Origin of the sequence: Salinicola avicenniae (assembly GCF_023736115.1) — a bacterium.
Lineage (GTDB): Bacteria > Pseudomonadota > Gammaproteobacteria > Pseudomonadales > Halomonadaceae > Salinicola > Salinicola avicenniae.
In genome coordinates this window covers 83,046-106,312 of record NZ_JAKQZC010000001.1, presented here as the reverse complement: position 1 = coordinate 106,312, position 23,267 = coordinate 83,046, and the positions used below count along the sequence as shown (strand labels likewise).

Annotated in this window: 22 protein-coding genes and 1 tRNA gene; 11 read left to right on the top strand and 12 right to left on the bottom strand. The window is 65.1% G+C overall.

The features are described from left to right. A complete protein-coding gene (locus MC381_RS00470; protein ID WP_251975755.1) occupies window positions 1–1,476 on the top strand; it encodes a cytochrome c in 1,476 nt (491 codons plus the stop codon). Between the two features lie 160 nt (window positions 1,477–1,636). Here MC381_RS00470 and thiM read toward each other — a convergent pair whose 3' ends face one another. Continuing rightward, a complete protein-coding gene (gene thiM, locus MC381_RS00465) occupies window positions 1,637–2,464 on the bottom strand; it encodes a hydroxyethylthiazole kinase (protein ID WP_251975754.1) in 828 nt (275 codons plus the stop codon). Between the two features lie 4 nt (window positions 2,465–2,468). Then, complete coding sequence (locus MC381_RS00460; protein ID WP_251975753.1) at window positions 2,469–2,771, bottom strand: c-type cytochrome; 303 nt, start codon at window positions 2,769–2,771, stop codon at window positions 2,469–2,471. 189 nt (window positions 2,772–2,960) lie between these two features. On the opposite strand from MC381_RS00460, the gene MC381_RS00455 reads away from it, so the two are divergent. Next, a tRNA-Arg gene (locus MC381_RS00455) sits at window positions 2,961–3,037 on the top strand. 165 nt (window positions 3,038–3,202) lie between these two features. Here MC381_RS00455 and MC381_RS00450 read toward each other — a convergent pair. Together MC381_RS00450 and MC381_RS00445 are read right to left on the bottom strand one after the other, a co-directional pair. Then, entirely contained in the window at window positions 3,203–3,574 is a 372-nt protein-coding gene (locus MC381_RS00450; RefSeq protein ID WP_251975752.1) for a hypothetical protein, read from the bottom strand. A 347-nt stretch (window positions 3,575–3,921) separates the two neighbouring features. Further along, complete coding sequence (locus MC381_RS00445) at window positions 3,922–4,293, bottom strand: hypothetical protein (RefSeq protein ID WP_251975751.1); 372 nt, start codon at window positions 4,291–4,293, stop codon at window positions 3,922–3,924. A gap of 283 nt (window positions 4,294–4,576) precedes the next feature. Here MC381_RS00445 and MC381_RS00440 point away from each other — a divergent pair, with 283 nt between their 5' ends. Continuing rightward, a complete protein-coding gene (locus MC381_RS00440; protein ID WP_251975750.1) occupies window positions 4,577–5,269 on the top strand; it encodes a CvfB family protein in 693 nt (230 codons plus the stop codon). A gap of 22 nt (window positions 5,270–5,291) precedes the next feature. Here MC381_RS00440 and otnI read toward each other — a convergent pair whose 3' ends face one another. Next, on the bottom strand, window positions 5,292–6,071 hold the full coding sequence (gene otnI, locus MC381_RS00435) for a 2-oxo-tetronate isomerase (protein WP_251975749.1): 780 nt from the start codon (window positions 6,069–6,071) through the stop codon (window positions 5,292–5,294). Between the two features lie 170 nt (window positions 6,072–6,241). Between otnI and MC381_RS00430 the strand changes: the two genes are divergently transcribed. The 3 genes from MC381_RS00430 (at window position 6,242) to MC381_RS00420 (ending at window position 9,325) form a co-directional block, all read left to right on the top strand. Beyond that, window positions 6,242–6,937, top strand: coding sequence for a VIT1/CCC1 transporter family protein (locus MC381_RS00430; protein ID WP_251975748.1), 696 nt, complete (start codon window positions 6,242–6,244; stop codon window positions 6,935–6,937). A 168-nt stretch (window positions 6,938–7,105) separates the two neighbouring features. Next, window positions 7,106–7,969 carry an SDR family oxidoreductase gene (locus tag MC381_RS00425; protein ID WP_251975747.1) on the top strand — a complete coding sequence of 288 codons (864 nt, stop codon included), beginning with the start codon at window positions 7,106–7,108 and terminating at the stop codon, window positions 7,967–7,969. Between the two features lie 93 nt (window positions 7,970–8,062). After that, complete coding sequence (locus tag MC381_RS00420) at window positions 8,063–9,325, top strand: D-mannose isomerase (protein WP_251975746.1); 1,263 nt, start codon at window positions 8,063–8,065, stop codon at window positions 9,323–9,325. A 215-nt stretch (window positions 9,326–9,540) separates the two neighbouring features. Here the strand turns inward: MC381_RS00420 and MC381_RS00415 are convergent, their stop codons facing one another. Both MC381_RS00415 and MC381_RS00410 read right to left on the bottom strand, forming a co-directional pair. Continuing rightward, window positions 9,541–10,521: a MalM family protein gene (locus tag MC381_RS00415; RefSeq protein ID WP_251975745.1), complete on the bottom strand. Its 981-nt coding sequence runs from the start codon at window positions 10,519–10,521 to the stop codon at window positions 9,541–9,543. A 99-nt stretch (window positions 10,522–10,620) separates the two neighbouring features. Then, entirely contained in the window at window positions 10,621–11,982 is a 1,362-nt protein-coding gene (locus MC381_RS00410; protein WP_251975744.1) for a maltoporin, read from the bottom strand. Window positions 11,983–12,973: 991 nt separating this feature from the next. On the opposite strand from MC381_RS00410, the gene MC381_RS00405 reads away from it, so the two are divergent. The 4 genes from MC381_RS00405 (at window position 12,974) to MC381_RS00390 (ending at window position 17,294) form a co-directional block, all read left to right on the top strand. After that, on the top strand, window positions 12,974–14,245 hold the full coding sequence (locus tag MC381_RS00405; RefSeq protein ID WP_251975743.1) for an ABC transporter substrate-binding protein: 1,272 nt from the start codon (window positions 12,974–12,976) through the stop codon (window positions 14,243–14,245). 110 nt (window positions 14,246–14,355) lie between these two features. After that, a complete protein-coding gene (locus MC381_RS00400) occupies window positions 14,356–15,261 on the top strand; it encodes a carbohydrate ABC transporter permease (protein WP_251975742.1) in 906 nt (301 codons plus the stop codon). Further along, complete coding sequence (locus MC381_RS00395) at window positions 15,258–16,133, top strand: carbohydrate ABC transporter permease (RefSeq protein WP_251975741.1); 876 nt, start codon at window positions 15,258–15,260, stop codon at window positions 16,131–16,133. Before MC381_RS00400 ends, MC381_RS00395 begins: the two co-directional genes overlap by 4 nt. 6 nt (window positions 16,134–16,139) lie before the next feature. Then, entirely contained in the window at window positions 16,140–17,294 is a 1,155-nt protein-coding gene (locus MC381_RS00390; protein WP_251975740.1) for an ABC transporter ATP-binding protein, read from the top strand. Between the two features lie 25 nt (window positions 17,295–17,319). On the opposite strand, the gene MC381_RS00385 is transcribed toward MC381_RS00390, so the two are convergent. The 5 genes from MC381_RS00385 to MC381_RS00365 all read right to left on the bottom strand — a co-directional run bounded on the left by MC381_RS00385 (window position 17,320) and on the right by MC381_RS00365 (window position 22,180). Next, window positions 17,320–17,976: an aspartate/glutamate racemase family protein gene (locus MC381_RS00385; RefSeq protein ID WP_251975739.1), complete on the bottom strand. Its 657-nt coding sequence runs from the start codon at window positions 17,974–17,976 to the stop codon at window positions 17,320–17,322. Continuing rightward, entirely contained in the window at window positions 17,973–18,704 is a 732-nt protein-coding gene (pepE, locus tag MC381_RS00380; RefSeq protein ID WP_251975738.1) for a dipeptidase PepE, read from the bottom strand. Before pepE ends, MC381_RS00385 begins: the two co-directional genes overlap by 4 nt. 132 nt (window positions 18,705–18,836) lie before the next feature. Then, window positions 18,837–20,474: an OPT/YSL family transporter gene (locus tag MC381_RS00375; RefSeq protein WP_251975737.1), complete on the bottom strand. Its 1,638-nt coding sequence runs from the start codon at window positions 20,472–20,474 to the stop codon at window positions 18,837–18,839. Between the two features lie 54 nt (window positions 20,475–20,528). Next, entirely contained in the window at window positions 20,529–21,242 is a 714-nt protein-coding gene (locus tag MC381_RS00370) for an AroM family protein (RefSeq protein ID WP_251975736.1), read from the bottom strand. Next, on the bottom strand, window positions 21,239–22,180 hold the full coding sequence (locus MC381_RS00365) for a DUF1177 domain-containing protein (RefSeq protein ID WP_251975735.1): 942 nt from the start codon (window positions 22,178–22,180) through the stop codon (window positions 21,239–21,241). Before MC381_RS00365 ends, MC381_RS00370 begins: the two co-directional genes overlap by 4 nt. A gap of 107 nt (window positions 22,181–22,287) precedes the next feature. Between MC381_RS00365 and MC381_RS00360 the strand changes: the two genes are divergently transcribed. Further along, window positions 22,288–23,229, top strand: a complete 942-nt coding sequence (locus MC381_RS00360; RefSeq protein ID WP_251975734.1) for a LysR family transcriptional regulator — start codon at window positions 22,288–22,290, stop codon at window positions 23,227–23,229. Window positions 23,230–23,267: the final 38 nt, after the last annotated feature.

Here is a 23,267-nt window from a genome sequence, read left to right as displayed (position 1 = left end):
ATGTCGATTCGTACCCTGACTCGCGTTCTTGCCGCGACGGCCTGCCTGGCGGCACCGCTGCCGCTGTTCGCCAGTGCGCCCGCGCCGGGCGACGCCGGCACGCCCGACAGCACGCTGGCGCGCGGTGCCTATCTCGCCACCGCGTCGGACTGTACCGCGTGTCATACCGTACCCGGTGGCCAGCCGATGGCCGGTGGCCTGAAGATCGAATCGCCGGTCGGCGAAATCTTCTCCACCAATATCACGCCCTCGACGAGCGCGGGGATCGGCGACTACAGCGAGGCGGAATTTTCCGAGGCGCTGCGCCACGGTATCCGTGCCGACGGGGCCAATCTCTACCCGGCGATGCCCTATACCGCCTATACGCATCTCAGCGACGCCGATATCCATGCGCTCTATGTCTACTTCATGCAGGGTGTCGAACCGGTCGATGAGCCGGCGCCGGAGACGCAGCTGCCGTTCCCGATGAATCTGCGCTTCGCGATGAAGGCGTGGAACCTGCTGTTCCTCGACGATACGCAGATCGAGGACGATCCCCGGCGCTCGGCGGAGTGGAATCGCGGTCGCTATCTGGCCGAGGGGCCTGCCCACTGTGGAACCTGCCACACGCCGCGCGGTTTTCTCATGCAGGAGAAGGACGGTGAAGCGATGGCCGGCGCCCAGGTCGGGCCCTGGTATGCCCCCAATATCACGCCGGATCTTGCCGACGGCATCGGTAGCTGGAGCCACTACGAGCTGTTCACCTACCTGAAGACCGGCAAGCTCGATCAGGCGCAGGCGGCCGGCAGCATGGCGGAAGCGATCTCCCACAGCTTTCAGCATCTCAGCGATGCCGATCTGAGGGCGATTGCGATCTACATCGAGTCGCTGCCGGCGATCGGTTCGACGGCGAATGCCGATGGCAAGGTCGAGGCCTCGGCGGCGCACGATCAGAACCGCTTCAGCCATGGCGAGGCCTCGGAGGCGCTGGCGAGTTTCCGCGGCGACGGTTATGCCGAAGGGCTCAAGGGTGACAGCCGCGGCGCGCAGATCTACTCGGCCAACTGTGCTTCCTGCCACCAGCCCGACGGCAGCGGCACGGCGGACGGCTATTACCCCCGCCTCTACGAGAACGGCGTGCTCGGCGACGACAACGCCAGCAATCTGCTCGCGACGATCCTCTATGGCGTCGATCGCGAGACCGAAGCGGGTGGGCATGTCTTCATGCCACCGTTCGGCGAGCAGTCCAACGCCTTCAACTCGCTGGAGAACGATGAGATCGCGGCGCTCGCCAACTACCTGCTGGGGCATTTCGGCGAGACCGACGAGGCGGGCAAGGCAGTGCTCGAGGTCACGCCCGAAGACGTGCAGGTGATTCGCGATGGCGGCCCCGGCTCGCCGCTGGTGATGCTGGCACGAATCGGCATGGGCGTCGGCGCGCTGGTCGTTGTCCTGCTGGTCGGCTACTGGCTGATCCGGCGACGGCGGCGCTTCTGAGATCGGGCTGGCCTCGCCACGCGATCCCGCGGACCTGATCGCCTAGGCGATCGGTTAGAGAAACCTCAGCATGGCGGCCGGCAGCGATTGCCGGCCGTCTGGCGTTGCGCGGTCGAGAAAGACCGGCCTGGCGCGCCTGGGATGACGTGCCCGTGAGCGTTCAGCACAAGCGCGTGACGCGCTCCTCCGTGAACGATCCCGGCGCCACCTGATCCAGCGCATCCAGCCAGGCGACGGCAAAACTGCCCGGCCCCGCGGCCGTGCGCTCGGCCTGTTCAGCCGCCGCCGCGACATGCAGGTGGGCGGCGAGCATGGCCTCCATGACGCTCTCCGCGACCGCCAGATAGGCCGCGATCAGCGCGCCCAGTGCACAACCGGTGCCGGTGACGCGCGGCTGCCAGGCACTACCGCCGGCGATTCGCAGACGCTGCGGCTGGCCGCTATCGTCGGTCGTGGCGAGATGATCGACCTCGCCGGAGATGGCGATGCCGTCGGCGTGATCGAGCAGCGAGGCGGCGGCGGCGAGGCCCGCTTCCGAGCGGTGGCGGGTGTCGACCCCGCGACCGCGGGTCTCGCCATCTTCCAGCGCCAGGATCTCCGAGGCGTTGCCGCGGATCACCGCCGGTCGCTGCGCACGCAGCGTCAGGGCGACGTCGCGACGCAGAGGCAGCGCCGCCGCGCCGACCGGGTCGAGCACCCACGGCGTGCCGGCGGCATGGGCCGCCAGCGCCGCCCGGTGCATCGCCGTCAGGCTCGCCTCGCCCGGTGTCCCGAGATTGATCAACAGCGCGTCGGCCGCACCGGCCAGCTCGCCCGCCTCGTCGGGGTGGTCGGTCATCGCCGGCGACGCCCCCGCCGCGAGCAGCGTGTTGGCGACGAAATTCATGGTCACCTGGTTGGTCAGGCAGTGGACCAGCGGCGCCCGGTCGCGCAGGCGCTGGTGGGCGTTGGCGACGCCGGTCTGCCAGTGGCAGGCGGGGGGTATCACGCGGTTATCGGCTCTCGTCGACGAGATAGTCGACCGCCGACTTCACCTCGGCATCGCTCAGGCCCATGTTGCCACCCTTGGCCGGCATGCCGCCGACGCCGTTGATCGCGTTGGCGTAGAGTGCGTCCATGCCTTTGTCGATGCGCGACTGCCAAGCTTCTTGATCGCCGAGCTGCGGCGCGCCGCCGCCGCTGTGGCAGCCGGCGCAGTTGTCGTCGTAGACCGTCTGGCCGTTGTCGGCCTGAGCCTGTACGGCCGCCAGTGCCAGCAATGTCGTGGTGGTCAATGTCAGTAGCGGTTTGTGCATGCCTTGCCTCATCGTCGGTCGCTGTCGTTATAGTGATCTGCCGACTTCAGTATAATGGTGATCGGGCGCGACGAAAGCCGAGGCGCCCGGCATGGGTGGCTGGCTTGCGCCGCCGCTGGACAGCCTCGCGCCGAGCGGGTAGGATGGCCGCGCCGCGAACGGGCGTACCGTCTACCCGCCGCGCGATACGCGCCCTTAGCTCAGCTGGATAGAGCGTTGCCCTCCGGAGGCAAAGGTCAAAGGTTCGAATCCTTTAGGGCGCGCCATCAGATTCACGAAAACCGCCGCCGCGACAATCGTCGCCGCGGCGGTTTTTGTTTGTCCGTTGGATGGGCCGGTATTGATGCCAGGAGGATACCGCCAGCCGAGCTGGCCGACGAGCGGACATGAAAAAGGCCCCTTCCGGGGCCTTTTGGGTACTGGCGTGTGGCTTACAGGCTGGCGAAGTTCACTTCCACCGAACCATGGCTCTGCGGGGCGCTGGGCTGCGTGACGGTCTGCAGTGCTTCGGCAGCAGCTGCGCTTTGGCCGTCACCGACCAGCGGGTTGCCGCTGGCGGGCGTGTAGGTGGCAAGCTCCGTGGCCTCCCCGATATTGGCGAAGGCCTGGTCGGCGGCGGCGCTGTGGCCCCCGAGTGCGGTGTCGAAGGCGTAGGCCGTCGGCAGGGCATGGTGTTCGGTAATCTGCTGGGTATTCAGGGCTTCACGCTGTGCCACGAAATGTTCGCTGGTCGCTTCGCTGGCTTGGGCAGCGGCGGGCAGGGCGATGGCAATGGCGATAGCGGCGAGAATGCGGGTTTTCATGATGTTGCCTCCAAATGATCTGTTATGTCCTGTGAGGCCTTGGCCTCAACCTGTGATGTCATTATGGGGTGCATTAAGTTAGTCTGCTAATCGAATGGCGTGACATTGACTATCGATCACGTTGATGGCGACAAATCTCTATATCGGCTTCGCTCGATGCTGCCGAACCTTCCTGCGTCGAAGCGTCGGAACACGATTCCGGGCAGTGGGTCTCGACGGCAAATGTGACGAACAGGACGAATGCGACAAACAAAAAGAAGGGGAGCCGATGGCTCCCCTTCTAAGTGCCAAATGAGGCACTGTGTCCACTCGCTTGACGATTCATCCGCCAGGCAAGGTAGGCGGCATTACAGGCTGGTGAAGCTGACCTCGACCGAGCCCTGATCCTGAACGCGGGTCTGGCTGGCGTTCTGCAGCGCTTGGCTGGCGGCCGCGCTCTGACCGTCGCCGATCAGGTTGTTGTCGCTGGGGCGCAGGTCGGTAGCCAGCTGCGTGGATTCGCTGACGTGCTGGAACGACTCGTCGGCGGCGGTGCTGTGACCACCGACAACCGGCTCGATGGCGTTGCGGCTCGGCAGCGCGTGGTACTGGGCCGTCTGCTGGATATTCAGCGCTTCGCTCTGCTGCTCGAAGAGTCGCTCGTTGACGGCGCTGTTGGCCTGGGCGGCGGCGGGCAGGGCGATGGCAATCGCGACGGCGGCAAGAATACGGGTTTTCATGATATTGACCTCCAACTGTGTCGTCAGGGAGGCGTCTGGCCTCCTTATGTGGCGCACAGTATGGGAGTCGCGTTGTTAGTCTGCTAATCACGAGTGGTAAATTCGACTATCGACAGGATTGATACCCGAAGATCACCCCGGCGATAGTGGTGTATCTGGCGCAATAATCCCGGCGAACGAGGAGCCATACCTTCAGTGCCCCGGGGTGGGGCTCGCGGATGCAGGCTATGCGCCGTCGGGTGCGCCCTTCATAATGAATGCTTTTCGAGACCGGATATTCGCCATGAGCAGCCAAGAGCGGGACGCCGCACCCGACACCCGGGAGGAAACGCCCGAGCCCCGCGTCGGGGTGGGCGAGGTGGCCTACCTGCGTGTGACCCAGGTGAACGACACCGGCGCGTTTCTCAATTGGGGTCGACCCAAGGACCTGTTGCTACCCTTCGGCGAGCAGCGCTTCCGACCGGATCCCGGCAAGCGGGTGCTGGTCATGATCTATGTCGATGATCGCATGCGCCCGGTCGCCAGCATGAAGCTGGACCGCTTCCTGCGCGACGACGCGGAAGGCTTGAACCCCGGTGATCGGGTCGATCTGGTGATCGCCGATTTGACCGATCTGGGAGCCAAGGCGGTGGTCAATCACCGTTTCTGGGGGCTGCTCTATCAGGACGATATGACCCGGCCGATGCGGCGCGGCGATCGCACGACCGGCTACGTCAAGCGCGTACGCGATGATGGCCGGCTGGACCTGTCGTTGCTGCCGCCTGGCGAGGCGAGAATCGACGTGGTCGGCGAGAAGGTACTGGCTGCGCTCGCCGAGCATGACGGGTTCCTCGCGCTGGGCGACAAGAGTTCGGCGGCCGAGATCAAGTCCCGCCTCGGTGTCAGCAAGAATGCCTTCAAGCAGGCGATCGGGCGGCTCTACAAGCAGCGCCAGATCCGCATCGATGCCGACGGCATCCGCCGAATCGACACCTGAGGCAGCCAACGCTCCTCGGTGATTAGGGGCGCCACGCCCGTCGCCAGCCGAGCCCCGAGGCGGTGTCACCGCGCGGGCGATACTCGCACCCCACCCAACCCTCGTAACCGGTCCGGTCGAGCTCCGCGAGCAGCCAGGCGTAGTTGACCTCGCCGCTGTCCGGCTCGTGGCGCTCGGGCACGCCGGCGATCTGGATATGGCCGATCCTGTCGCTGCCCTGTTCGTAGCGCTGCCACAGATCGCCATCCATGATCTGCGCATGATAGAAATCCATCTGCACGAGCACGTTGGGCTCGTCGAGCTCGGCGACGATCGCGTGCCCCTCGGCCTGATGGTTCAGGAAATAGCCCGGCATGTCGCGGCTGTTGATCGGTTCGATCAGCAGGGTGCGCCCTTGGTCGGCTAGTTTTCGCGCGGCGTAACGCAGATTCTCCAGATAGACCGCCTTGAGTGTTTCCCGTGAAACATTCGGCGGTACCACGCCGGCCATCGCATGCAGACGCGGGCAGTCGAGCGTGTCGGCGTAGCGCAGCGCAAGGTCGACGCTGTCGCGAAACGCCGCTTCGCGCCCCGGCAGCGCGGCCAGTCCGCGCTCGCCTGCGGCCCAATCCCCTGGCGGTAGATTGAACAGGACCTGTTCGAGTCCGTGGCGCTTCAGTTCGGTGGCGATCGCTTCCGGCTCGAAGTCGTACGGGAAGAGGAACTCGACGCCGTGAAAGCCCTGCTCGGCGGCGTGGCCGAAGCGCTCCAGAAAGGGCACCTCGTTGAATAGCATGCTGAGATTGGCGGCGAAGCGCGGCATGAACGGACCTCCACGACTATGCTTTTCTGGTCTGATTGTCGTCGACCCCGTCCGATTCTGACAATGGCCGGGTTCGCTACGTGTTATCGCCCCTTGATCGCAGGAAACGAGATGTCCCGACACTGGACCTTGGTCGGCTTGATCCGCCTTCCCGCTCGTCACCGCACGGCATGACCATCCCCAAGGAGCGCCACTATTCCGAGCGTGTCGGTTGGCTGCGAGCGGCCGTGCTTGGCGCCAATGATGGCATTGTCTCCACTGCTAGCCTGGTTATCGGCATGGCGACCGCAGGCGCCTCGCTGACTGGCGTTCTGACGGCGGGCGTGGCCGGCGCGGTCGCCGGCGCCATGTCGATGGCGGCGGGGGAGTACGTCTCGGTCAGCTCGCAGAAGGATACCGAGCGCGCCGATCTCAAGCGCGAACGGCGGGAGCTGGCCGCCAATTACGAAGCCGAGGTCGAGGAACTGTCGGAAATCTATGTCGGCCGGGGGCTCTCGTACGCGCTGGCGCGCGAGGTCGCCGAGACGTTGATGCACCACGATGCGCTGGCGGCGCATGCGCGCGAGGAACTTGGCTTCACCTCGGTCAATCGTGCCCGTCCGTTGCAGGCCGCCGCCGCCTCGGCGCTCACCTTTCTTGCCGGGGCGACGCTGCCACTGGTCGCGGCGGTACTGGCGTTGCCCGGGCAGTTGACGGTGATCGTGGCGCTCGGCTCGCTGCTGGCGCTGGGACTGCTCGGCGGCCTATCGGCGCGGATTGGCGGTTCGCGCATGACCACGGGGACCCTGCGCGTCGTCTTCTGGGGCGCGCTGGCAATGGTGGCCACCGGCGCCGTCGGGTGGCTGTTCGGTGTGGCCAGTGTCTGACGCGAGCCAACCGGCGCTTGTGGTCGGCCGGCCGCTCGACTAGGACTAGTAGGGCGCTAATTGGCCGTTGGCGTCATTAGCAATCTGACAGCGAGATGACACGATTCATGCGCCGGCAGCGTCAACGCCAGAATCTTTATCCCAGAACCTGCAGACAGGAGTCGACAGATGGTCAGGAAGACCGAGATTCACGCCCAGCAACAAACCCTGCCCGGCAAGGAAGGCTTGATGCAGCCGCCAGCCGAGTTCATCCGCCCGGGCTATCGCGGCAGTGGTAAGCTCGAAGACAAGATCGCGCTGATCACCGGCGCCGACAGTGGCATTGGGCGCTCAGCGGCGATCCACTTCGCGCGCGAGGGCGCCGACGTGGCGGTCATGTACCTGAGCGAGGAAGACGACGCCCGCGAAACGCAGCGGCTGGTCGAGGCCGAGGGGCGTCGTTGTCTGCTGATCGCCGGCGACATACGGGATGCGGCCTTCTGCCGTCGGTCGCTCGAACAGGTTATCGAACACTTCGGCGGGCTCAACATTCTGGTCAACAATGCCGGCACTCAGCAGGTCTGCACCGACCTCGTCGAACTCGACGATGCGCAGTGGGAGCAAACCTTCGCCACCAACATGCATGGCATGTTCTACCTGACCAAAGCGGCATTGCCCTATCTGGGCGAGGATGATGCCATTATCAATACGGCGTCCATCAACGCCTACATTGGCCCCGATTTCCTGGTCGACTACAGCGCCACCAAGGGCGCGATCATCAGCTTCACGCGCGCGCTCTCGAACCAGGTGGTCGGGCGCGGCATCCGCGTGAACGCGATTGCCCCCGGGCCGGTCTGGACACCGCTGCAGCCGGCAACGCTTGGTGCGCATGACCCGCAGATGCTCGAGGACTTCGGTTCGGAAACGCCAATGGGGCGTGCCGGACAGCCCGCCGAGCTGGGGCCCTGCTATGTCTTCCTGGCCTCGCTGGACGCCTCGTTCATCAGTGGTCAGACGCTGCACCCGAACGGCGGCACGGTCGTCGCCGGTTAATCGATGTCGTGGCGGTGGGTGCCGCTACCGGGCGCAGCACCCACCACGCGGGCGCCATTCTGAATTTCGCCATGGGCAGAGGAGGCCCATTACATGCCAGGTACCACCCCCAATCTGCCACCGCGCCACGACAGCTGGCTGGACCGGCCGTCGCACCATCACTGGCTGGAGAGCGAAGGGCAGCGCCTGCTGGCGTTCTATCGCGCCTCGCGCCATGCGACTTGCGGGTTTGCCGCGCTGGACGAGGACGGACGCCTGCCGGCGGATGCCGTCCCCGATACCATGATCACCGCGCGCATGACCCACTGCTTTGCGCTGGCGGCCATGCGCGGCGAGCCCGGTGCCGCGCCGCTGGTCGCCCACGGGATCGCCGCGCTGAACGGTGAGCTGCGCGATGCCGAGCATGGCGGCTGGTACGGCGCGCTGCCGCAACCCGGCGAGACTCAGACCAAGCAGGCCTATATTCATGCCTTCGTCGCGCTGGCCGCCGCTAGCGCCTGGCAGGCCGGCGACGAGACCGCCAAGCCGCTGCTCGACGACATCATCGAGGTGATCGAGACCCACTTCTGGGCCGAGGACGAAGGCCGCATGCGCGAGGGGTTCTCGCGCGATTGGCGCGAGGATGAAGCCTATCGCGGTGGCAACAGCAACATGCACGCCACCGAAGCCTTTCTGCAGCTCGCCGATGTGCTCGACGAGCCCAAGTGGCGCAAGCGCGCGCTGTCGATCGTCGAGAAGATCATCCACGCCCATGCGCGGCTCAACGACTACCGCGTGGTCGAGCACTTCGACGCCGAGTGGAACGAGTGGCGCGACTACAACGAGGACACGCCGAAGGACCCTTTCCGTCCCTATGGCGCCACGCCCGGCCACGCCTTCGAGTGGTCGCGGCTGCTGCTGCACCTCGAAGGCGGCCTGCTGCGTCACGGGGAAACGGCGCCGGGCTGGTTGATCGAGGATGCCCGCGGTCTCTTCCACAGCGCGTGCGAGCTGGGCTGGCATGTCGATGGTGAACCGGGGCTGGTCTATACCCACGACTGGGAGAACCAGCCGGTGGTTCACGAGCGCATGCACTGGACGCTGGCGGAGGCGGCCGCTACCGCCGCGATGTTGCTCAAGCGCACGGGAGACACCGCCTACGAGACCTGGTATCGCACCTTCTGGGACTACATCGACCGCTTCCTGATCGACCGCGAACGGGGTAGCTGGTGGCAGGAGCTCGACCGCCACAACCACCCTTCCAGCGAAGTCTGGAGCGGCAAGGCTGACCTCTATCATGCCTACCAGTCCACGCTGCTGCCCCGATTGCCGCTATCGCCGACGATGGCGAAAGCGATCGCCGACGGCGCTCTGTAGCCGTTGTTCCGACATGGATGCCCTGATATGGGCGCCTGAGGCTATGACATCGGCCCCGGTCGTTGGCCCCTGTCGTCGACGCCTTGTCGTTAAAGGCGCTTCAGGGCTGACGCGTGACAAGGCGGCATCACGCCGCGGATAAAAAGAACGCCGCTATCCGAGGATCGCGGCGTTCGGGTTTCTGGAAGCTCGCCTGGGCCTCCAGACATCGGCCCTCAGGGCGTCCGCGTCTGCAGGCGCTCGGCCAGCCAGGCGCGCGTGCCGGTCTCACCGTTGCGTTCGGCACGTTCGGCCAGTTCCAGGGCGAGTTCGACGTCGCCGGCCTTGAGCGCGGCCTCGATCATGCGGCGGTAGTCGAAGGCCGGCTCCGCGGTGGCCGGTGCCGCCGAGGCGATGCCGGTCGGCGCCTGGCGGGGGGGCGACGTGGGCGCGGCGACGGGCGGGATGGCCGATGCGCTGGCCGGCGAGGGCGAAGAGAGCAGGCCGCCACTCGTCAACGGTGCGACCGTCAGCGTCAGGCTACCCGTGGCGGTATGCGCCGCCACCGGGTCGGGCACGGCGGGCTCGGCGAGGCCACGGACGCGGGCATAGGCCTTCTCTTCCGACTCGTAGGTCGTCGTGGCCTGGCGATCCGTATCACGACTGTAGATGACGAGATAGCTGGCGCCGGGCCCCGGGGCAACGCTGAAGCGTCCGCTCAGGCGAGCGCCGGAGAAGCCGGTCGGGCGGCGCACCTCAAGCGTCTCGCTGGTGACCTGGCGCACCGGCTGGAAAGCGGCGTCGAGTACCAGCAGCGTCGGGGCGAAGACCTGGCCGTCGCGAATCGGACTGGTGACGTCGAGCGTCAACGGCCCGGCATTCGCCGGCAGCGAAAAGGCCTGGAAGAAGCTCTTGCCGTCGGTGAAGCCGTGCGCCGGCGTCTGTGGCGTGAAGTCGAGCGTCAGTGTCTCGTTCGCCGGCAGGGGGCGATAGGGCAGGTCGGCAAGCGTCTGGCAGCACTCGCTGGCACTCGCCAGTGCCTGTTGCCCGGCCTGAGCGGGTAATGTCGGTGCCTGCGGCGACATGAGCGGCGAGCTGCAGCCCGTCAGGGCAACGAGCAGGGCAACCAGCGGCAGTGCCTGACGTGTTAGCGGTAGCGCTCTCGGCGGTCGCGCCGGCGCTTTTCGCGGCAGCGCAGGTTGGGGGTAACTCGGCATGCATCAACTCCTGCGGGAGATCATGAAAACGGCCCCGGCGCGGTAAGGGCGCCGGAGCCCGAAGGATCGAAACAGAGCGAACCTGAAAACGTCGGGCGATCAGCTACCCCACCAGACCTCCATCTGGGCGCCGAACGTCAGGCCATCCGAATCGTCGATGTCGACGTTGTTGGGGCCGGCGCCGGTATCGAGCGAATAGGATTCGCGCGCGTCGTTGTAGGCATCGCCGCTCCAGTTGGCATAGGTGGCAAACAGGCGGATGGTCGGACGAATCAGCGCGCCGCGCCCGGCCGACCACTGCTGTGCGATGGTCAGCTTGGTCAGGTCGTGGTCACCGTCGTTGTAGCCGGTCACGCCGCCCTGCGGCTCGATGTGATCGTAGCCCAGCTCGACCGCCGTGCTCATGATGTCGCTCCAGTAGTAGACCGGGCGCACGCCGGCGGAAAACCACTGTCTGCCGGTATTGTCGTCCATGTCCTTATCTTCGTAGATCAGCGCATAGAGCATGTCGAGCTTGTCCGGTGCCAGCCACACCTGGCCCTGGTCGATCACGCGCCACATGCTGCCCTCCTGGCGTAGCGTGCCGGTGCCGCGACCGACGGCATTGCCGTCCCGGGTGATAATGCCATCGGTGGCGTACTGCACGACGAACTTGTTGCTGCCGCCGAACCAGTCGCTCTGAGTGTGCTCGAGGGTGGCCATCCAGCCCTTGTCGCCCTCGTCGTAATCGACGCCCTGATCGTCGTAGTAGTCCTGCTGCCAGTCGGGCAGCGAGGAACGGCCGTAGTCGAGCCCGAGCTCCAGCGAGCCGCCGGGGTTGACCGGGATCCCGCTCCAGCGGGCGTCCAGCGTGTCGTCGGAAATCTGCTGCCCGGCGTCCGGGAACAGGCCGTCGCCGTCGTCGTTACCCTCGCTGCGGGTCCAGGCGAAGCTCAACGCACCGGTGCCGACGTCGATATCCGAGATCCCCACACCGGGGCCGGAGACATCCCAGTAATAGAAGTCGTTCATGTGGATGTCGTGGCGTTTGTAGAAACGCTTGCCCGCCCACAGCGAAGCGCTCGGCAGGCCGGCAATGACGCCGGTGCCGGAAACGTACATTTCGCGCAGCGAAATGTTGTTGTCCTCGTCCTGAAGCGACTCGTCGTCATTGTCCTGGGCGGTGACATAGGCGACGCGGCTGGCGAAGTCGAAGCTGGCCTCGTCCTGCTGATAAAGCTGGGCGCCGAGGCCGATCTCCGCGTAGGTTTCGCACTCGTTGCCGAGGCGGTACTTGGCGGGGGCCCCCGCAGCCCGGAAGCAGGTCTGGCTGCCGCCGCCGGAAGTCGAGCCGATCCCCGAACGGGCATAGCCGAAGAAGTCCGGATTGATCTCGGCGTGTGCCAGCAACGGCATCGCGCAAGAGGCGCCGATCAGCACGGCGAGATAACGCCGGCGCGACGTGGAGTATGAGCCGAACATGGTTCCTGTCCCTCGCTGTCATTGACGGATTGTCGTCGGGAGCTCGTCGAACAAGGCGCCTTGCATCGCCCCGACGGCACGGCGTGTACACGTCGTGTCGATCGACGGTCCTGATGAGGTTTTTCATGCTGACGAATCAGTCGCGAACGCGTTCCCGTGACGTGATGAACGTCACAAAAGTGCGACGCACGCCTGCGGCAACAGATCGTCCTGGCGCAGGCATGAAGTGGCACATCGAATAGTGAAAAGCAGTGGAAAGGCCGTGAAATAATGCCATGAAGACAATGACACTTCTGAGCACTGTGCTGTCATTATTCATTCCCTTTGATTGTTTTTTGAAAGGGGTGCAAGCTTCGGCGCCAGTATTGCCAGATTGTTGCAAACTTGCATTGCAACCATGGTATTGCGCTACAAAGGTCTTAGTCAGAACCTTTTACTATCTAATAAGATGCTGATAAATAAGCTTATAAAGAGTTTTCTTTTTGGCTTGATGACGTTTTCGCTTGCCGCCAATTCGTAAATTTCTCGCTTTTTTATAGCGAGAGCGTCAGGGGGGGAAGTGATCTGGTGACGGCGAGGAAATTTTTTCCCGCTGCGGCAAATCATAAATAAAACAAGGGATTCAAACGCTAATGTCATTCAAGGTTTTGGCCGTGTCGTGATCCTGTCTTGTCGATTATTCAAAAACCGTTGTTGCGTTAATCTTTCGTTGTATTGTTGGAAATAAATCGCTGCGTGATAGTTCGCCAACGTTGGAGCTGTTGGCAGGGTATGGCGGCGCGTCTGTCTGGGTTCTCATCTCGACGCAGTTGTCTGGCAAGACATGCGGCCGGCCATCAATCGATGCGAATCCCGAACGCCGTGGGGAACCGAACACCGCCGACCGGCAACAGCCCCCGCCCATCGACATCCAGGCTCAACCACAAACCTTCAGGTAGCACCACCAACCTGCAGGTAGAACCGCAAAAGGATCACGGGAATGTACGCCAAGATGACAAGAACCCCTCTTGAATGGCTGCGTTACGCGGTGCTTCCGCTGGCGCTCGGTGTGGCCGTCGGCGCTCACGCGCAGGACGGCGGCGAGGTCGAGGTCCTCAACTGGTGGACCTCCGGCGGCGAGGCCAAGGCGCTGGGGGCGCTGAAGGATGGGCTCGCCGAAGAGAACATCGGCTGGCGCAACATGCCGGTCGCCGGTGGTGCCGGCACCAATGCCATGGCCGTGCTGCGCTCGCGGATCACCTCCGGCAATCCGCCGACGGCGGCTCAGGTGCTGGGGTACGACGCGCGAGACTGGGCGGAACGGGATGCCCTTGCCAATCTCGACGAGGTGGCGCAGTCGGAAGGGTGGGACGACGTCTTTCCCGCGGCCATTCAGGCGTTCGCCAAGTATGACGGCCACTGGATCTCGGCCCCGTTCGAGGTGCACTCGACCAACTGGGTGTGGGCGAACAAGGCGATAATGGATGAGCTCGGCATCGAGCAGCCGGAGAGCTGGGACGCCTTCATCGCCTCGCTCGAGACGGCGCAGGAGGCGGGCTACACCGGGCTCGCCTACGGCGGCCAGTCATGGCAGGACACGACGGTATTCGAGAACGTCGTGCTCGCCACCGGTGGTGCCGATTTCTACCGGAGCTCGCTGATCGACCTCGACCCCGAGGCGCTCGATTCCGACACCATGATCGAGACCTTCGACAACTTCCGTGAGCTGCTCGCGTTCAAGGATGACAACTCACCCGGACGTGACTGGAACCTGGCGACGGCGATGGTGATCAACGGCGATGCGCTCTACCAGATCATGGGTGACTGGGCGAAGGGCGAATTCATCAACGCCGGACTGCAGGCCGACGAGGACTTCATGTGCTTCCGCACGCCAGGCACGCAGGACGCGGTGACGTTCAACAGCGATCTGATGATCATGTTCGACACCGGAAACGCGCAGCAGCAGCAGATGCAGCACACCATGGCCCGCATCATCGGCTCGCCCGATTTCCAGATCGCCTTCAGCCAGATCAAGGGCTCGGTACCGGCGCGCACGGATCTCGATGCCGGCCCGCTCGATGCCTGCGCCCAGCGCGGCTACGCCCAGGTGCAGTCGGCCGCCGAACACGACACGCTGATGGGCAGTCTCGCCCATGGCTACGCCGCGCCGGCCTCGGTCAAGAATGCCGTGTTCGATATTGTCGCCTCGTTCGTCAACAGCGACATGCCGAGTGATGTCGCGGCCGAGCAGTTGGCGATGGCCATCCGCGGCGCGACCTCCTGACCCTGGGGCGCGCTCCTGGTGCCGGGCCCCGCCATCGGGCGGAGCCCGGCGCCTGAATCGACGGCTATGTCTCGACGCTCTGCTTATCGACCCCCTGCACCGAGGTCACGATGTCCGATACCGCTGCGCCACCCGGCAAGGGCGCGCGGGAGCGACTGCAGCGCTGGCTGCCCAAGCTGGTGCTGTCGCCCTCCTGCGTGCTGATCCTGTTTTTCGTCTACGGCTTCATCGCCTGGACCAGTTACATCTCGTTCAGCAACTCCGGCATGCTGCCTGAATATACCTGGGCCGGCCTGCGCCAGTGGTCGCGCCTGTGGGGCTCCTGGACCTGGGGCATCGCGCTGCACAATATCTGGGTGTTCGGGCTGCTCTACATCGTCAGCTGTACGCTACTGGGGCTACTGCTGGCGATTCTGCTGGATCAGCGCATCCGCGCCGAGGGCGCGCTACGCACCGTCTATCTCTATCCGATGGCGCTGTCGTTCATCGTCACCGGTACCGCCTGGCAGTGGTTTCTCAACCCCGGGCTGGGGCTGGAGAAGACGGTCCAGGCGCTGGGTTGGGAGAGCTTCAGCTTCAATTGGCTGATCGATTCGAACATGGCGATCTACACCGTGGTGATCGCCGCGGTGTGGCAGGCCACCGGCTTCATCATGGCGATGTTCCTGGCCGGACTCCGGGGCATCGACGGCGAGATGATCAAGGCCGCGCAGATCGATGGCGCGCCGGCGTGGAAGATCTACCTGCGGATCATCATTCCCCAGCTGCGCCCGGTATTCCTGAGCGCCGTGGTGGTGCTCGCGCATCTGGCGATCAAGAGCTTCGACCTGATCGTCGCCATGACGGGCGGTGGGCCGGGCAATGCCACCGCCGTGCCGGCGACCTTCATGTACTCCTACGCCTTCTCGCGCAACGAGATGGGCATCGCCGCGGCCAGCGCGGTCTTCATGCTCGCGGTGATCGCGGCGCTGATCATTCCCTATCTCTATTCCGAACTGCGGGAGCCACGCTCATGAGTGCCGCGACGCCAGCCGCCCGGCGGTTCACGCCTGCCCGCATGCTGCTCTACGCCATTCTGCTGTTCTTCGCGGTGCTCTATCTGCTACCGCTCTACGTGATGCTGACCACCTCGTTCAAGACGCTGGCCGAGATCCAGCAGGGCAACATGCTGGCCCTGCCTCGCGAGTGGACGGCCGCACCCTGGCGCGAGGCGTGGGGCAGCGCCTGCATCGGGCTGGAGTGCAGCGGGGTGAAGGGCTACTTCTTCAACAGCATCCAGATCGTGGTGCCGGCAGTGCTGATTTCCGGTCTGCTGGGCGCGTTCAACGGCTACGTGCTGACCAAGTGGCGTTTTCGCGGCCACAAGATTGTCTTCGGTCTGATCCTGTTCAGCTGCTTCATCCCGTTTCAGATCATCCTGCTGCCGATGGCGCGGGTGCTCGGCATCCTGCATCTGGCCAACAGCACGAGCGGGCTGGTGCTGGTGCATATCGTCTATGGAATCGGCTTCACCACGCTGTTTTTCCGCAATTTCTACGCCAGTTTCCCCGATGAGCTGGTGCGCGCCGCGCAGCTCGACGGTGCCGGCTTCTTCCGGATCTTCTTCCGCATCCTGCTGCCGGCGTCCGTGCCGATCATCGTGGTCACGGTGATCTGGCAGTTCACCAACGTCTGGAACGACTTCCTGTTCGGCGTGTCGTTTGCCTCCGGCGACAGCGCGCCGATCACCGTGGCGCTCAACAACCTGGTCAACAGCTCCACCGGCGTGAAGGCCTACAACGTCAACATGGCGGCGGCGATGGTCGCGGCGGTGCCGACGCTGATCGTCTACATCCTGGCGGGGAAATACTTTCTACGGGGTCTGATGTCGGGATCCGTCAAGGGCTGAGAATCCATGAGCTTTCTGCACATTGATGACGTTCACAAGCATTTCGGCGAGACCCACGTGCTCAAGGGGATCGACATCGAGATCGACAAGGGCGACTTCCTGGTGCTGGTCGGCCCCTCCGGCTGCGGCAAGTCGACCCTGCTGAACATGATCGCCGGACTCGACACGATCAGCGAGGGCGAGCTGCGTCTCGACGGCCGCCGGATCAACGAGCTGCACCCCTCGCGGCGCGACATCGCCATGGTGTTTCAGTCCTATGCGCTCTACCCGAGCATGAGCGTGGCGGGCAACATCGGTTTCGGTCTGGAGATGCGCAAGGTGCCGAAGGCGGAGCGGCGCGCGGCGATCCAGCGCGTCGCCGAGCTGTTGCAGATCGAGAATCTGTTGTCGCGCAAGCCGGGGCAGCTCTCCGGGGGGCAGCGCCAGCGGGTTGCCATGGGGCGCGCGCTGGTACGCGATCCGCAGCTATTCCTGTTCGACGAGCCGCTGTCGAATCTCGACGCCAAGCTGCGGGTCGACATGCGCACCGAGATCAAGCAGCTCCACCAGCGCCTGGGCACCACCATCGTCTACGTGACCCACGACCAGATCGAGGCGATGACGCTGGCGACCCGCATCGCGGTGATGCGCGGCGGAGAGCTGCAGCAGCTGGGCACGCCGCAGGCGGTCTATGATGACCCCAACAACCTGTTCGTGGCGGGGTTCATGGGGTCGCCGTCGATGAATCTGGTGCCGGCGCGGATTGCCGACAGGGACGGGAAGCTGGTAGCGCTCGTCGAGGCCGGCGAGACCACGCTCGCGCTGCCCATCGTGCGCGACCGCGAGGCGCTCGAGGGCTGGTGTAACCGTCAGGTGATGCTCGGGCTGCGCCCGGAGGCGATTACCGACCCGACCAGCGCCAACCGTGACGGAGGCGAGATCTTCGAGGCCGATCTCGAGGTCGAGCTGGTGGAGCCGACCGGCGCCGATCTCTACGTGGTGACCCGCCTCGGCGGCATCAGCGTCAACGCGCGTATGCGCCCCGGTTCACCGCCGCAGCCGGGAGAGGACACCCGCTTCGCTTTCGATGTCTCGCGCATGGTGGCGTTCGACCCCGAGAGTGAAGCGCGGATCCGTACGGCGGTAGATGCCGATGCGCCCGTTCAGGCCGCGTCGGCCTGAACAGGAGGCTTAATGAACAGGAGGCTTAACTCGAGGTGAGCCGACGTGCCATCACGTCGCCCGCGGCCAGCACCGGGTTGATCACCGGCAGGTCGATATAGGGCGTGACCAGGGCGGCGACATCGGTCGTGGCCATGCCGGTGCAGGCGAGCGCGATGACATTGGCACCCTCGGCCTCCAGCGCCCGGACCGCGGCGATGATGGCCAGCTTGCCCGCATCGGTATGGATGTCGTGCGTGCAGGCGACACCGTCGGGTTGGCGATAGCGCATCAGCCGGTCGCCGAGCCGGGCATGGAAGACCGGCGGTGCATCGGCTTCGATGCCGATGGCGCCGACACGCTCGCCATGGCGACGCGCGACCTCGCAGCACGCCTCGCCAGCACCGACGACCGGGATCGACAGCGTCGCCCTCAGCTTCTTGAGCCCGGGGTCGGCGGCACAGCTGACGATCAAACCGTCGAGCGCCGGGGCCCAGTCGCGCGCGATAGCCTCGATCTGCGGCAACGCATGGGCCAGCGTGGCGGCATTGTGGATGCCGTTGGGCTGATCGGGCAGGCAGCGGGTTTCGAATGTCAGCCCAGGGGCGGTGTCCGCGAGATGGGCCTGGATCAGGCGCTGATGGTGTTCGAGAAAGGAGCGATCCCCGCTGGTCACCACGCGCAGAATCCCGATGCGCTTCATGCGGGCGTTCCTGTCGCCAGTAGCGCATCCAGCCGGCTGCCGGTCGCGATCGGCTGCTCGCCCGCCGTGGTGAAGGTCACGCCGTCGAGTTCGCCGACCAGCGTGAGGGCATCGCCTTCGCGGCGCAGCGCCGTGCCTTCGCGTAGCGCCACCACCAGTGCGCCCGGATTGAGTGCCAGATACTCCGCCAGCCGCTCCTCGCGGCTCTCGCCGTTGTGGCCGGCGGGCTTGCCTGATAGGAAGTGCGGGTTGATCTGGAACGGCACCAGCCCGAGCGTGGTGAAGCTCGGCGGCTCGACGATCGGCATGTCGTTGGTGGTGCACAGCGTCGGGCCGGCGATGTTCGAGCCGGCGCTCCAGCCAAGATAGGGCACACCGGCGGCCACACGCTCGCGGATCGCATCCAGCACGTCGGCGTCATAGAGTCGCTTGACCAGGGCGAAGGTATTGCCGCCGCCAACGGCGATGGCTTCGGCCTCGCGCACCGCCGCGCGGGGATCGGCAGCCTGGTGAATGCCTTCGACCGCGAGCCCGATGGCGGCGAATGCTGGCCGCACCTGCTCGAGATAGGCGTCGAACGTCTTGCCGGCACCGGCGTAGGGGATAAACAGCACGCGCTTGACCGGCGTCGGGTTGGCGCCGAGGAAGTCGGCGATCAGGGGCTGGGCGTGGTCGAGATAGCCGGTGGTGCCGGCGCGGGAACTGCTGAGAAGAAGAAGACGTGACATGGGACTCTCCACAGACGGGCGCTGGGTTGCGCGGATGAGGTAACGGGGGCAGCGACGCGAGCGGGTCGGAAACCGAGAGGGCGCCCGGTCGGCGCCCTCTCGGTCATGGTCGAGGGATCATGCGATCCCAGCTTATTTCGAGCCCAGCTTCAGGGTCGAGGAGAAGAAGCTGTAGAGTGCCGACCCGGTAATGAAGCCGGCACCGAGCACGTAGAGCTTCTGACCGCCTGCGGTGCCGAAGCGCTTCACCACCAGCCAGCGGATCAGCAACGCGATATAGATCACGATGCCGGCAATCGGCGAGGTGATCAGCAGGCCGGTGGCCAGCAGCACGCCGATCTGGCGCGAGATGCCGCCGATGGCCTGGATCAGGGCGCCGACGATGCCCCAGATCAACAGTTGCTTGGCGACTTCCAGGCTGGCGCCGGCGTCGATGGTGGCGACGTAGACGCGCGCGACCGGCGGCACCAGGTCGGCGGCGAAGTAGGCCTGGAAGGCGAACGCGACGATCACGATCGCCACCCCGAAGCTGAACAGTTCCGCGAAGTACTGCTGGCGACGGCCGTCCATTTCGTAGGCTTCGTCTTCGCCTTCGCCACGAATGGTCCAGCCGGCTTTGAGGTCATAGGCCATGTCGGCGAAGGCTGGGCCGGTGGCGACGGTAAAGGCGACCAGCACACCGAGCGCGGTCGGCGGGAAGCCGAGCAGCATGCCGATAACCAGGAAGATCAACGCGGTGGCGAAGGACGGGAACCAGCCGGAGTGCATCGCCGCGATACCCACGATCAGCTCGGAGGCCATGGCCGCCAGCGCCGCGAAGACCAGCCAGCCGATCAGCATGCCCATCGACATGCCGGTATAGACGCCGGTGCCGAGTGCCAGAATCAGCGCGATGATCAGGTAGACACCGAAGCCCGAGAACATCGCCTTGCGCATCTGCAGGGCAGAGCGCGTCGGGCGCTGGGTCGATTCGCCGTCGTCTTCCTTCTGGCGGCGGTCGCGACGCATCAGCAGGAGAATCTGGACCAGCGCCACCAGGCCGGCACCGATCATGATGCCGTGCGGAATGTAGGCGGTGGCGATGTCGAAACCGAACAGCTGTTCCGAGTAGCCGCGCAGAATCAGGCCGAGGCCCAGCGCACACATGGCGAAGACATTGGCGATCCAGGCGATGCCGAACATGTCGGCGGGAATGCCGAACGACTTGCCGACCACGCCGCCAACCATGCCGACCAGCAGAATCAGCGCGTTGCGGCCTTTGTTGGCGGCGGCTTTGAGCGCTTCCGCCGTCGCCAGGCCCGGCGGCCAGGCCGAGCGAGCGGAGAAGATCTTGCTGTCGAACGAGAAGTAGAGGATCGAAGCATCGGTGATCACCGCCAGCGCGGCCCCCACGAGCATCGGGATCAGCATGTCCGGCTCGCCCATCAGGAACGGAATCGCCAGCGGCAGCAACAGGCCGTTGGCGGCCGAGAAGGTGGCGCCGGAAATGGTCGTCTGCACCAGGGTCTGGCGCTCGAGCGAGCGGTAACTGCGGAACAGACGCAGCGGAATATAGGAGAGCAGGATGGCGATCAGCGCGCCGATGATCGACGTGTTGGGCGTGATCCCGACGCGAGTGATCAGCTCGAGGCCGATGATGGCGCCGAGTACGCAGACGATGACATTGACTACCATCTGTCCTGGCGAGAAGTAGCGCGGATGGCGGCGGGGCGCCGACCCGCCTTCGCTTCCGGCCGGCGGCGAAGTGACATTGTCGATATTGTGGCTCATGTCGTTGTTGTCCCCGTTATCGCGTGGCGCGATTGTTGTGTTGGATGCGCGGCGTCACTGCCCCAGCAGCAGGTTGGCGGCGTTGAAGACGAGCTGGCGCGGCGTCAGGGTGCGCTGGCCCGACAGTTCGGCGATGCGCGTACGCTGGGCCAGCGTATAGCCCATGCAGTCCAGATAGAGCAGATCGCCAGACTGACCGTCAACCTTGAGCGTCGCCGCCTCGCGAGCGGCGCGTTCCAGGTCGGCGACGTCGCCATAGGGCGAGGCGCTGAGTGTCGCGACGCGAAATCCGGCACCTTCCCAGCGCGCCTGCGTATTCGCCATCTGGCGTGCCTCCGGGCTCATCACCAGCAGCCGGCCCTCCGGGAACAGTGCTTGGATGCCATGGCGCACCAGCCGCTTCGGCGACAGTACCGGGACGCCCAGGTCACGGTAGTCGGGCAGCTCGCCGGTGCACAGCACGACGATGGCATCGACCTGATCGCCATCCGCCATGGCGCGAATGGTCGCGTCCAGCAACGGCTCCAGGTCGGGTTCGGCGATGGTCACCTGACGGCCGTCGCGCATGCGCGAGACCAGGACCTGCGGCTGCTCGCCGACCGGGTAGCGCTGCTCGATCTCCTCGAGCGTCAGCGCATCCAGCGCGCCGCGCTCGACGATCTCGATTCCCGGAGCCAGCAGCGAGGCCAGATCGTCATGCAGGTCGCTGCGTGGCGCCTGGCCGATGGTGACGATGCCGAGGCGGGCATGGGCGGCGGCCGTATTCATCCTCGCGCGCCGCCCTGCTGAAAGCGGGTCTGCTCGCCGTAGAGCTCGACCAGCAGCGCGTACTCCTCGGTATCGAAGAACTGGCAGATGCCAGCGGTGAAGTCCTTGGCGACCTCGACCGCGAAGCGTGCGGCCTGTTCGATATCGACCTCGTGGCTGGCGCCTGTGGCGCAGCCGGCGACCGCCGTTTCCGCGGCCAGGGCGACACCGACGACCGGCGCCGAGGTGGCGACCGCCGGCTGCAGGATGCTGTTGAGATGGTGCAGACCGTTGCCGTAGGGCGTGATGTCCTGCTGGGTCAGCGCGAACACTTCCGGCAGGCGACCGGTGACGCGCGACATCACATCCATCAGCCCTTCGCTGGTGCGCAGGATGTAGCCCTGCTTGACCGTCGGCGACATCGCCAGACCCCGCACGTTGATGATGCGGTTGCCCTTGGTGGTGTCGATGGAGACGATGGCATCCATGGCCGGATCGATCTCGTGCTCCCAGGTATCCTCGAAGCTGATCGGCGAGTCCATGAACGGCACCGGGTAGTGCTCGCGAGTCGGGGCATCGGCGCAGATATGCGTGGTCACGATCACGTCGCCCGCCAGGCGGTCGCCGTTCGCCGCCATGCCGATCAGCTTGGCCGCCGCGGCGGACGCCGCCAGGGCGCCATCGCCGTCGGAGACGTAGCCGATGATCTCCGGGCGCGCGCCAATTCCGCCGAGGCGGCCGATCACGCCGAGCGTCGGGGCGTCGCCGCCGGCCTGCTTGCCGTGGGTACCGGCGATCGTCACATGCAGGAAGTCGGATGCGCCTTTCTCGGAGGTGACGCGCGTGACCTTGACTGTTTCCGGCGCCGCGCCGCAGGCCACCAGGTACGCCTTGACGCGTTCGCCGGAGGCGCTCGGGCTGTCGAGAATTTCGTGCAGATCGATGACTTGCTTCAGCATGTGTCGTGCCCCTGAGAGCGAAAAAGGGATTGTTGGAGTCAACACAGAATACGTGGCGGGATTAATCGGATAAATTTGAATGAAGAATGGATTGATTGGAGATCCCGATGAATAACGTCACGGCTCGTCAGCTCGAAGCGCTCATCGCCGTCGCCGATCTTGGCAGCTTTACCGAAGCGGCTGAAAAGCTTCATCTTTCCCAGCCCTCGCTGAGTCATCTGGTGCGTCAGCTCGAGGATATCCTCGGGGTGAAGCTGTTCGAGCGCACGACCCGTCGGGTACGACTCTCGGCTGCCGGGCAGGAATTTTTGCCGGTTGCCGAGCGCGTACTGGCTCGGCTCGAGCGCGGCATGCAGGACATGCGCGCGCTCGCCAGCGGCCAGCGGGGCCGACTCAGCTTCGCTGCGCTGCTCACGGTTGGCGGCAGCCTGATCCCCGCCGCCATGGCCGAATTCCAGTCACGCTACCCTGATATCGGGCTGGAGTACCTCGAGGAGAGTGACGAGCCGATCTACCAGCAGGTGATGGCCGGCGACGTCGACTTCGGCGTCAGCGTCGCGCCGACCGCCGTCGACGAGGTGGATTTTCATCCGATCTACAAGGACTACCTCTATTTCGTCTGCTCACCGCGTCATCCGCTGGCGAACGCGTCGGAGGTGAGCTGGCGCCAGATCGTCGAGTGGCCTTTCATCGCCATGAAGACACGCACCAGCATGCGCCGACTCACCGAGCAGGGATTCGAGATCGCCGGCAAGCCCATGGCCCCGGTACAGGTCGCCACCTATCAGTCGACCATTCTCGGCATGGTCGCCAACGATATCGGCGTCAGCGCGCTGCCCTCGTCGCTGAAGATGATGTTTCGCCGCGACGACGTCTGCCTGATTCCGATCCGCGAACGTCTCTATCGCGATATCGGCGTGCTGACGTCGCGTCGCCGCGAGATATCTCCCGCCGCCGAGCGGTTTATCGAGGTCCTGAAGGAGGTCGTCGAGGCCAATCGCTCGCTGCTGCCGAGTCCGGCGCTGAGCGGTGAAGAAGAAAATCGGTAAAGGGAGGAGCCGATAAGGTGGGGGATGTGCCATGGCAA

Coding starts and splice junctions, on each gene's coding strand:
- MC381_RS00470 (WP_251975755.1), top strand. CDS start 1: ATGTCGATTCGTACCCTGACTCGCGTTCTTGCCGCGACGGCCTGCCTG.
- MC381_RS00460 (WP_251975753.1), bottom strand. CDS start 2,771: ATGCACAAACCGCTACTGACATTGACCACCACGACATTGCTGGCACTG.
- MC381_RS00450 (WP_251975752.1), bottom strand. CDS start 3,574: ATGAAAACCCGCATTCTCGCCGCTATCGCCATTGCCATCGCCCTGCCC.
- MC381_RS00445 (WP_251975751.1), bottom strand. CDS start 4,293: ATGAAAACCCGTATTCTTGCCGCCGTCGCGATTGCCATCGCCCTGCCC.
- MC381_RS00440 (WP_251975750.1), top strand. CDS start 4,577: ATGAGCAGCCAAGAGCGGGACGCCGCACCCGACACCCGGGAGGAAACG.
- otnI (WP_251975749.1), bottom strand. CDS start 6,071: ATGCCGCGCTTCGCCGCCAATCTCAGCATGCTATTCAACGAGGTGCCC.
- MC381_RS00430 (WP_251975748.1), top strand. CDS start 6,242: ATGACCATCCCCAAGGAGCGCCACTATTCCGAGCGTGTCGGTTGGCTG.
- MC381_RS00425 (WP_251975747.1), top strand. CDS start 7,106: ATGGTCAGGAAGACCGAGATTCACGCCCAGCAACAAACCCTGCCCGGC.
- MC381_RS00420 (WP_251975746.1), top strand. CDS start 8,063: ATGCCAGGTACCACCCCCAATCTGCCACCGCGCCACGACAGCTGGCTG.
- MC381_RS00415 (WP_251975745.1), bottom strand. CDS start 10,521: ATGCCGAGTTACCCCCAACCTGCGCTGCCGCGAAAAGCGCCGGCGCGA.
- MC381_RS00410 (WP_251975744.1), bottom strand. CDS start 11,982: ATGTTCGGCTCATACTCCACGTCGCGCCGGCGTTATCTCGCCGTGCTG.
- MC381_RS00405 (WP_251975743.1), top strand. CDS start 12,974: ATGACAAGAACCCCTCTTGAATGGCTGCGTTACGCGGTGCTTCCGCTG.
- MC381_RS00400 (WP_251975742.1), top strand. CDS start 14,356: ATGTCCGATACCGCTGCGCCACCCGGCAAGGGCGCGCGGGAGCGACTG.
- MC381_RS00395 (WP_251975741.1), top strand. CDS start 15,258: ATGAGTGCCGCGACGCCAGCCGCCCGGCGGTTCACGCCTGCCCGCATG.
- MC381_RS00390 (WP_251975740.1), top strand. CDS start 16,140: ATGAGCTTTCTGCACATTGATGACGTTCACAAGCATTTCGGCGAGACC.
- MC381_RS00385 (WP_251975739.1), bottom strand. CDS start 17,976: ATGAAGCGCATCGGGATTCTGCGCGTGGTGACCAGCGGGGATCGCTCC.
- pepE (WP_251975738.1), bottom strand. CDS start 18,704: ATGTCACGTCTTCTTCTTCTCAGCAGTTCCCGCGCCGGCACCACCGGC.
- MC381_RS00375 (WP_251975737.1), bottom strand. CDS start 20,474: ATGAGCCACAATATCGACAATGTCACTTCGCCGCCGGCCGGAAGCGAA.
- MC381_RS00370 (WP_251975736.1), bottom strand. CDS start 21,242: ATGAATACGGCCGCCGCCCATGCCCGCCTCGGCATCGTCACCATCGGC.
- MC381_RS00365 (WP_251975735.1), bottom strand. CDS start 22,180: ATGCTGAAGCAAGTCATCGATCTGCACGAAATTCTCGACAGCCCGAGC.
- MC381_RS00360 (WP_251975734.1), top strand. CDS start 22,288: ATGAATAACGTCACGGCTCGTCAGCTCGAAGCGCTCATCGCCGTCGCC.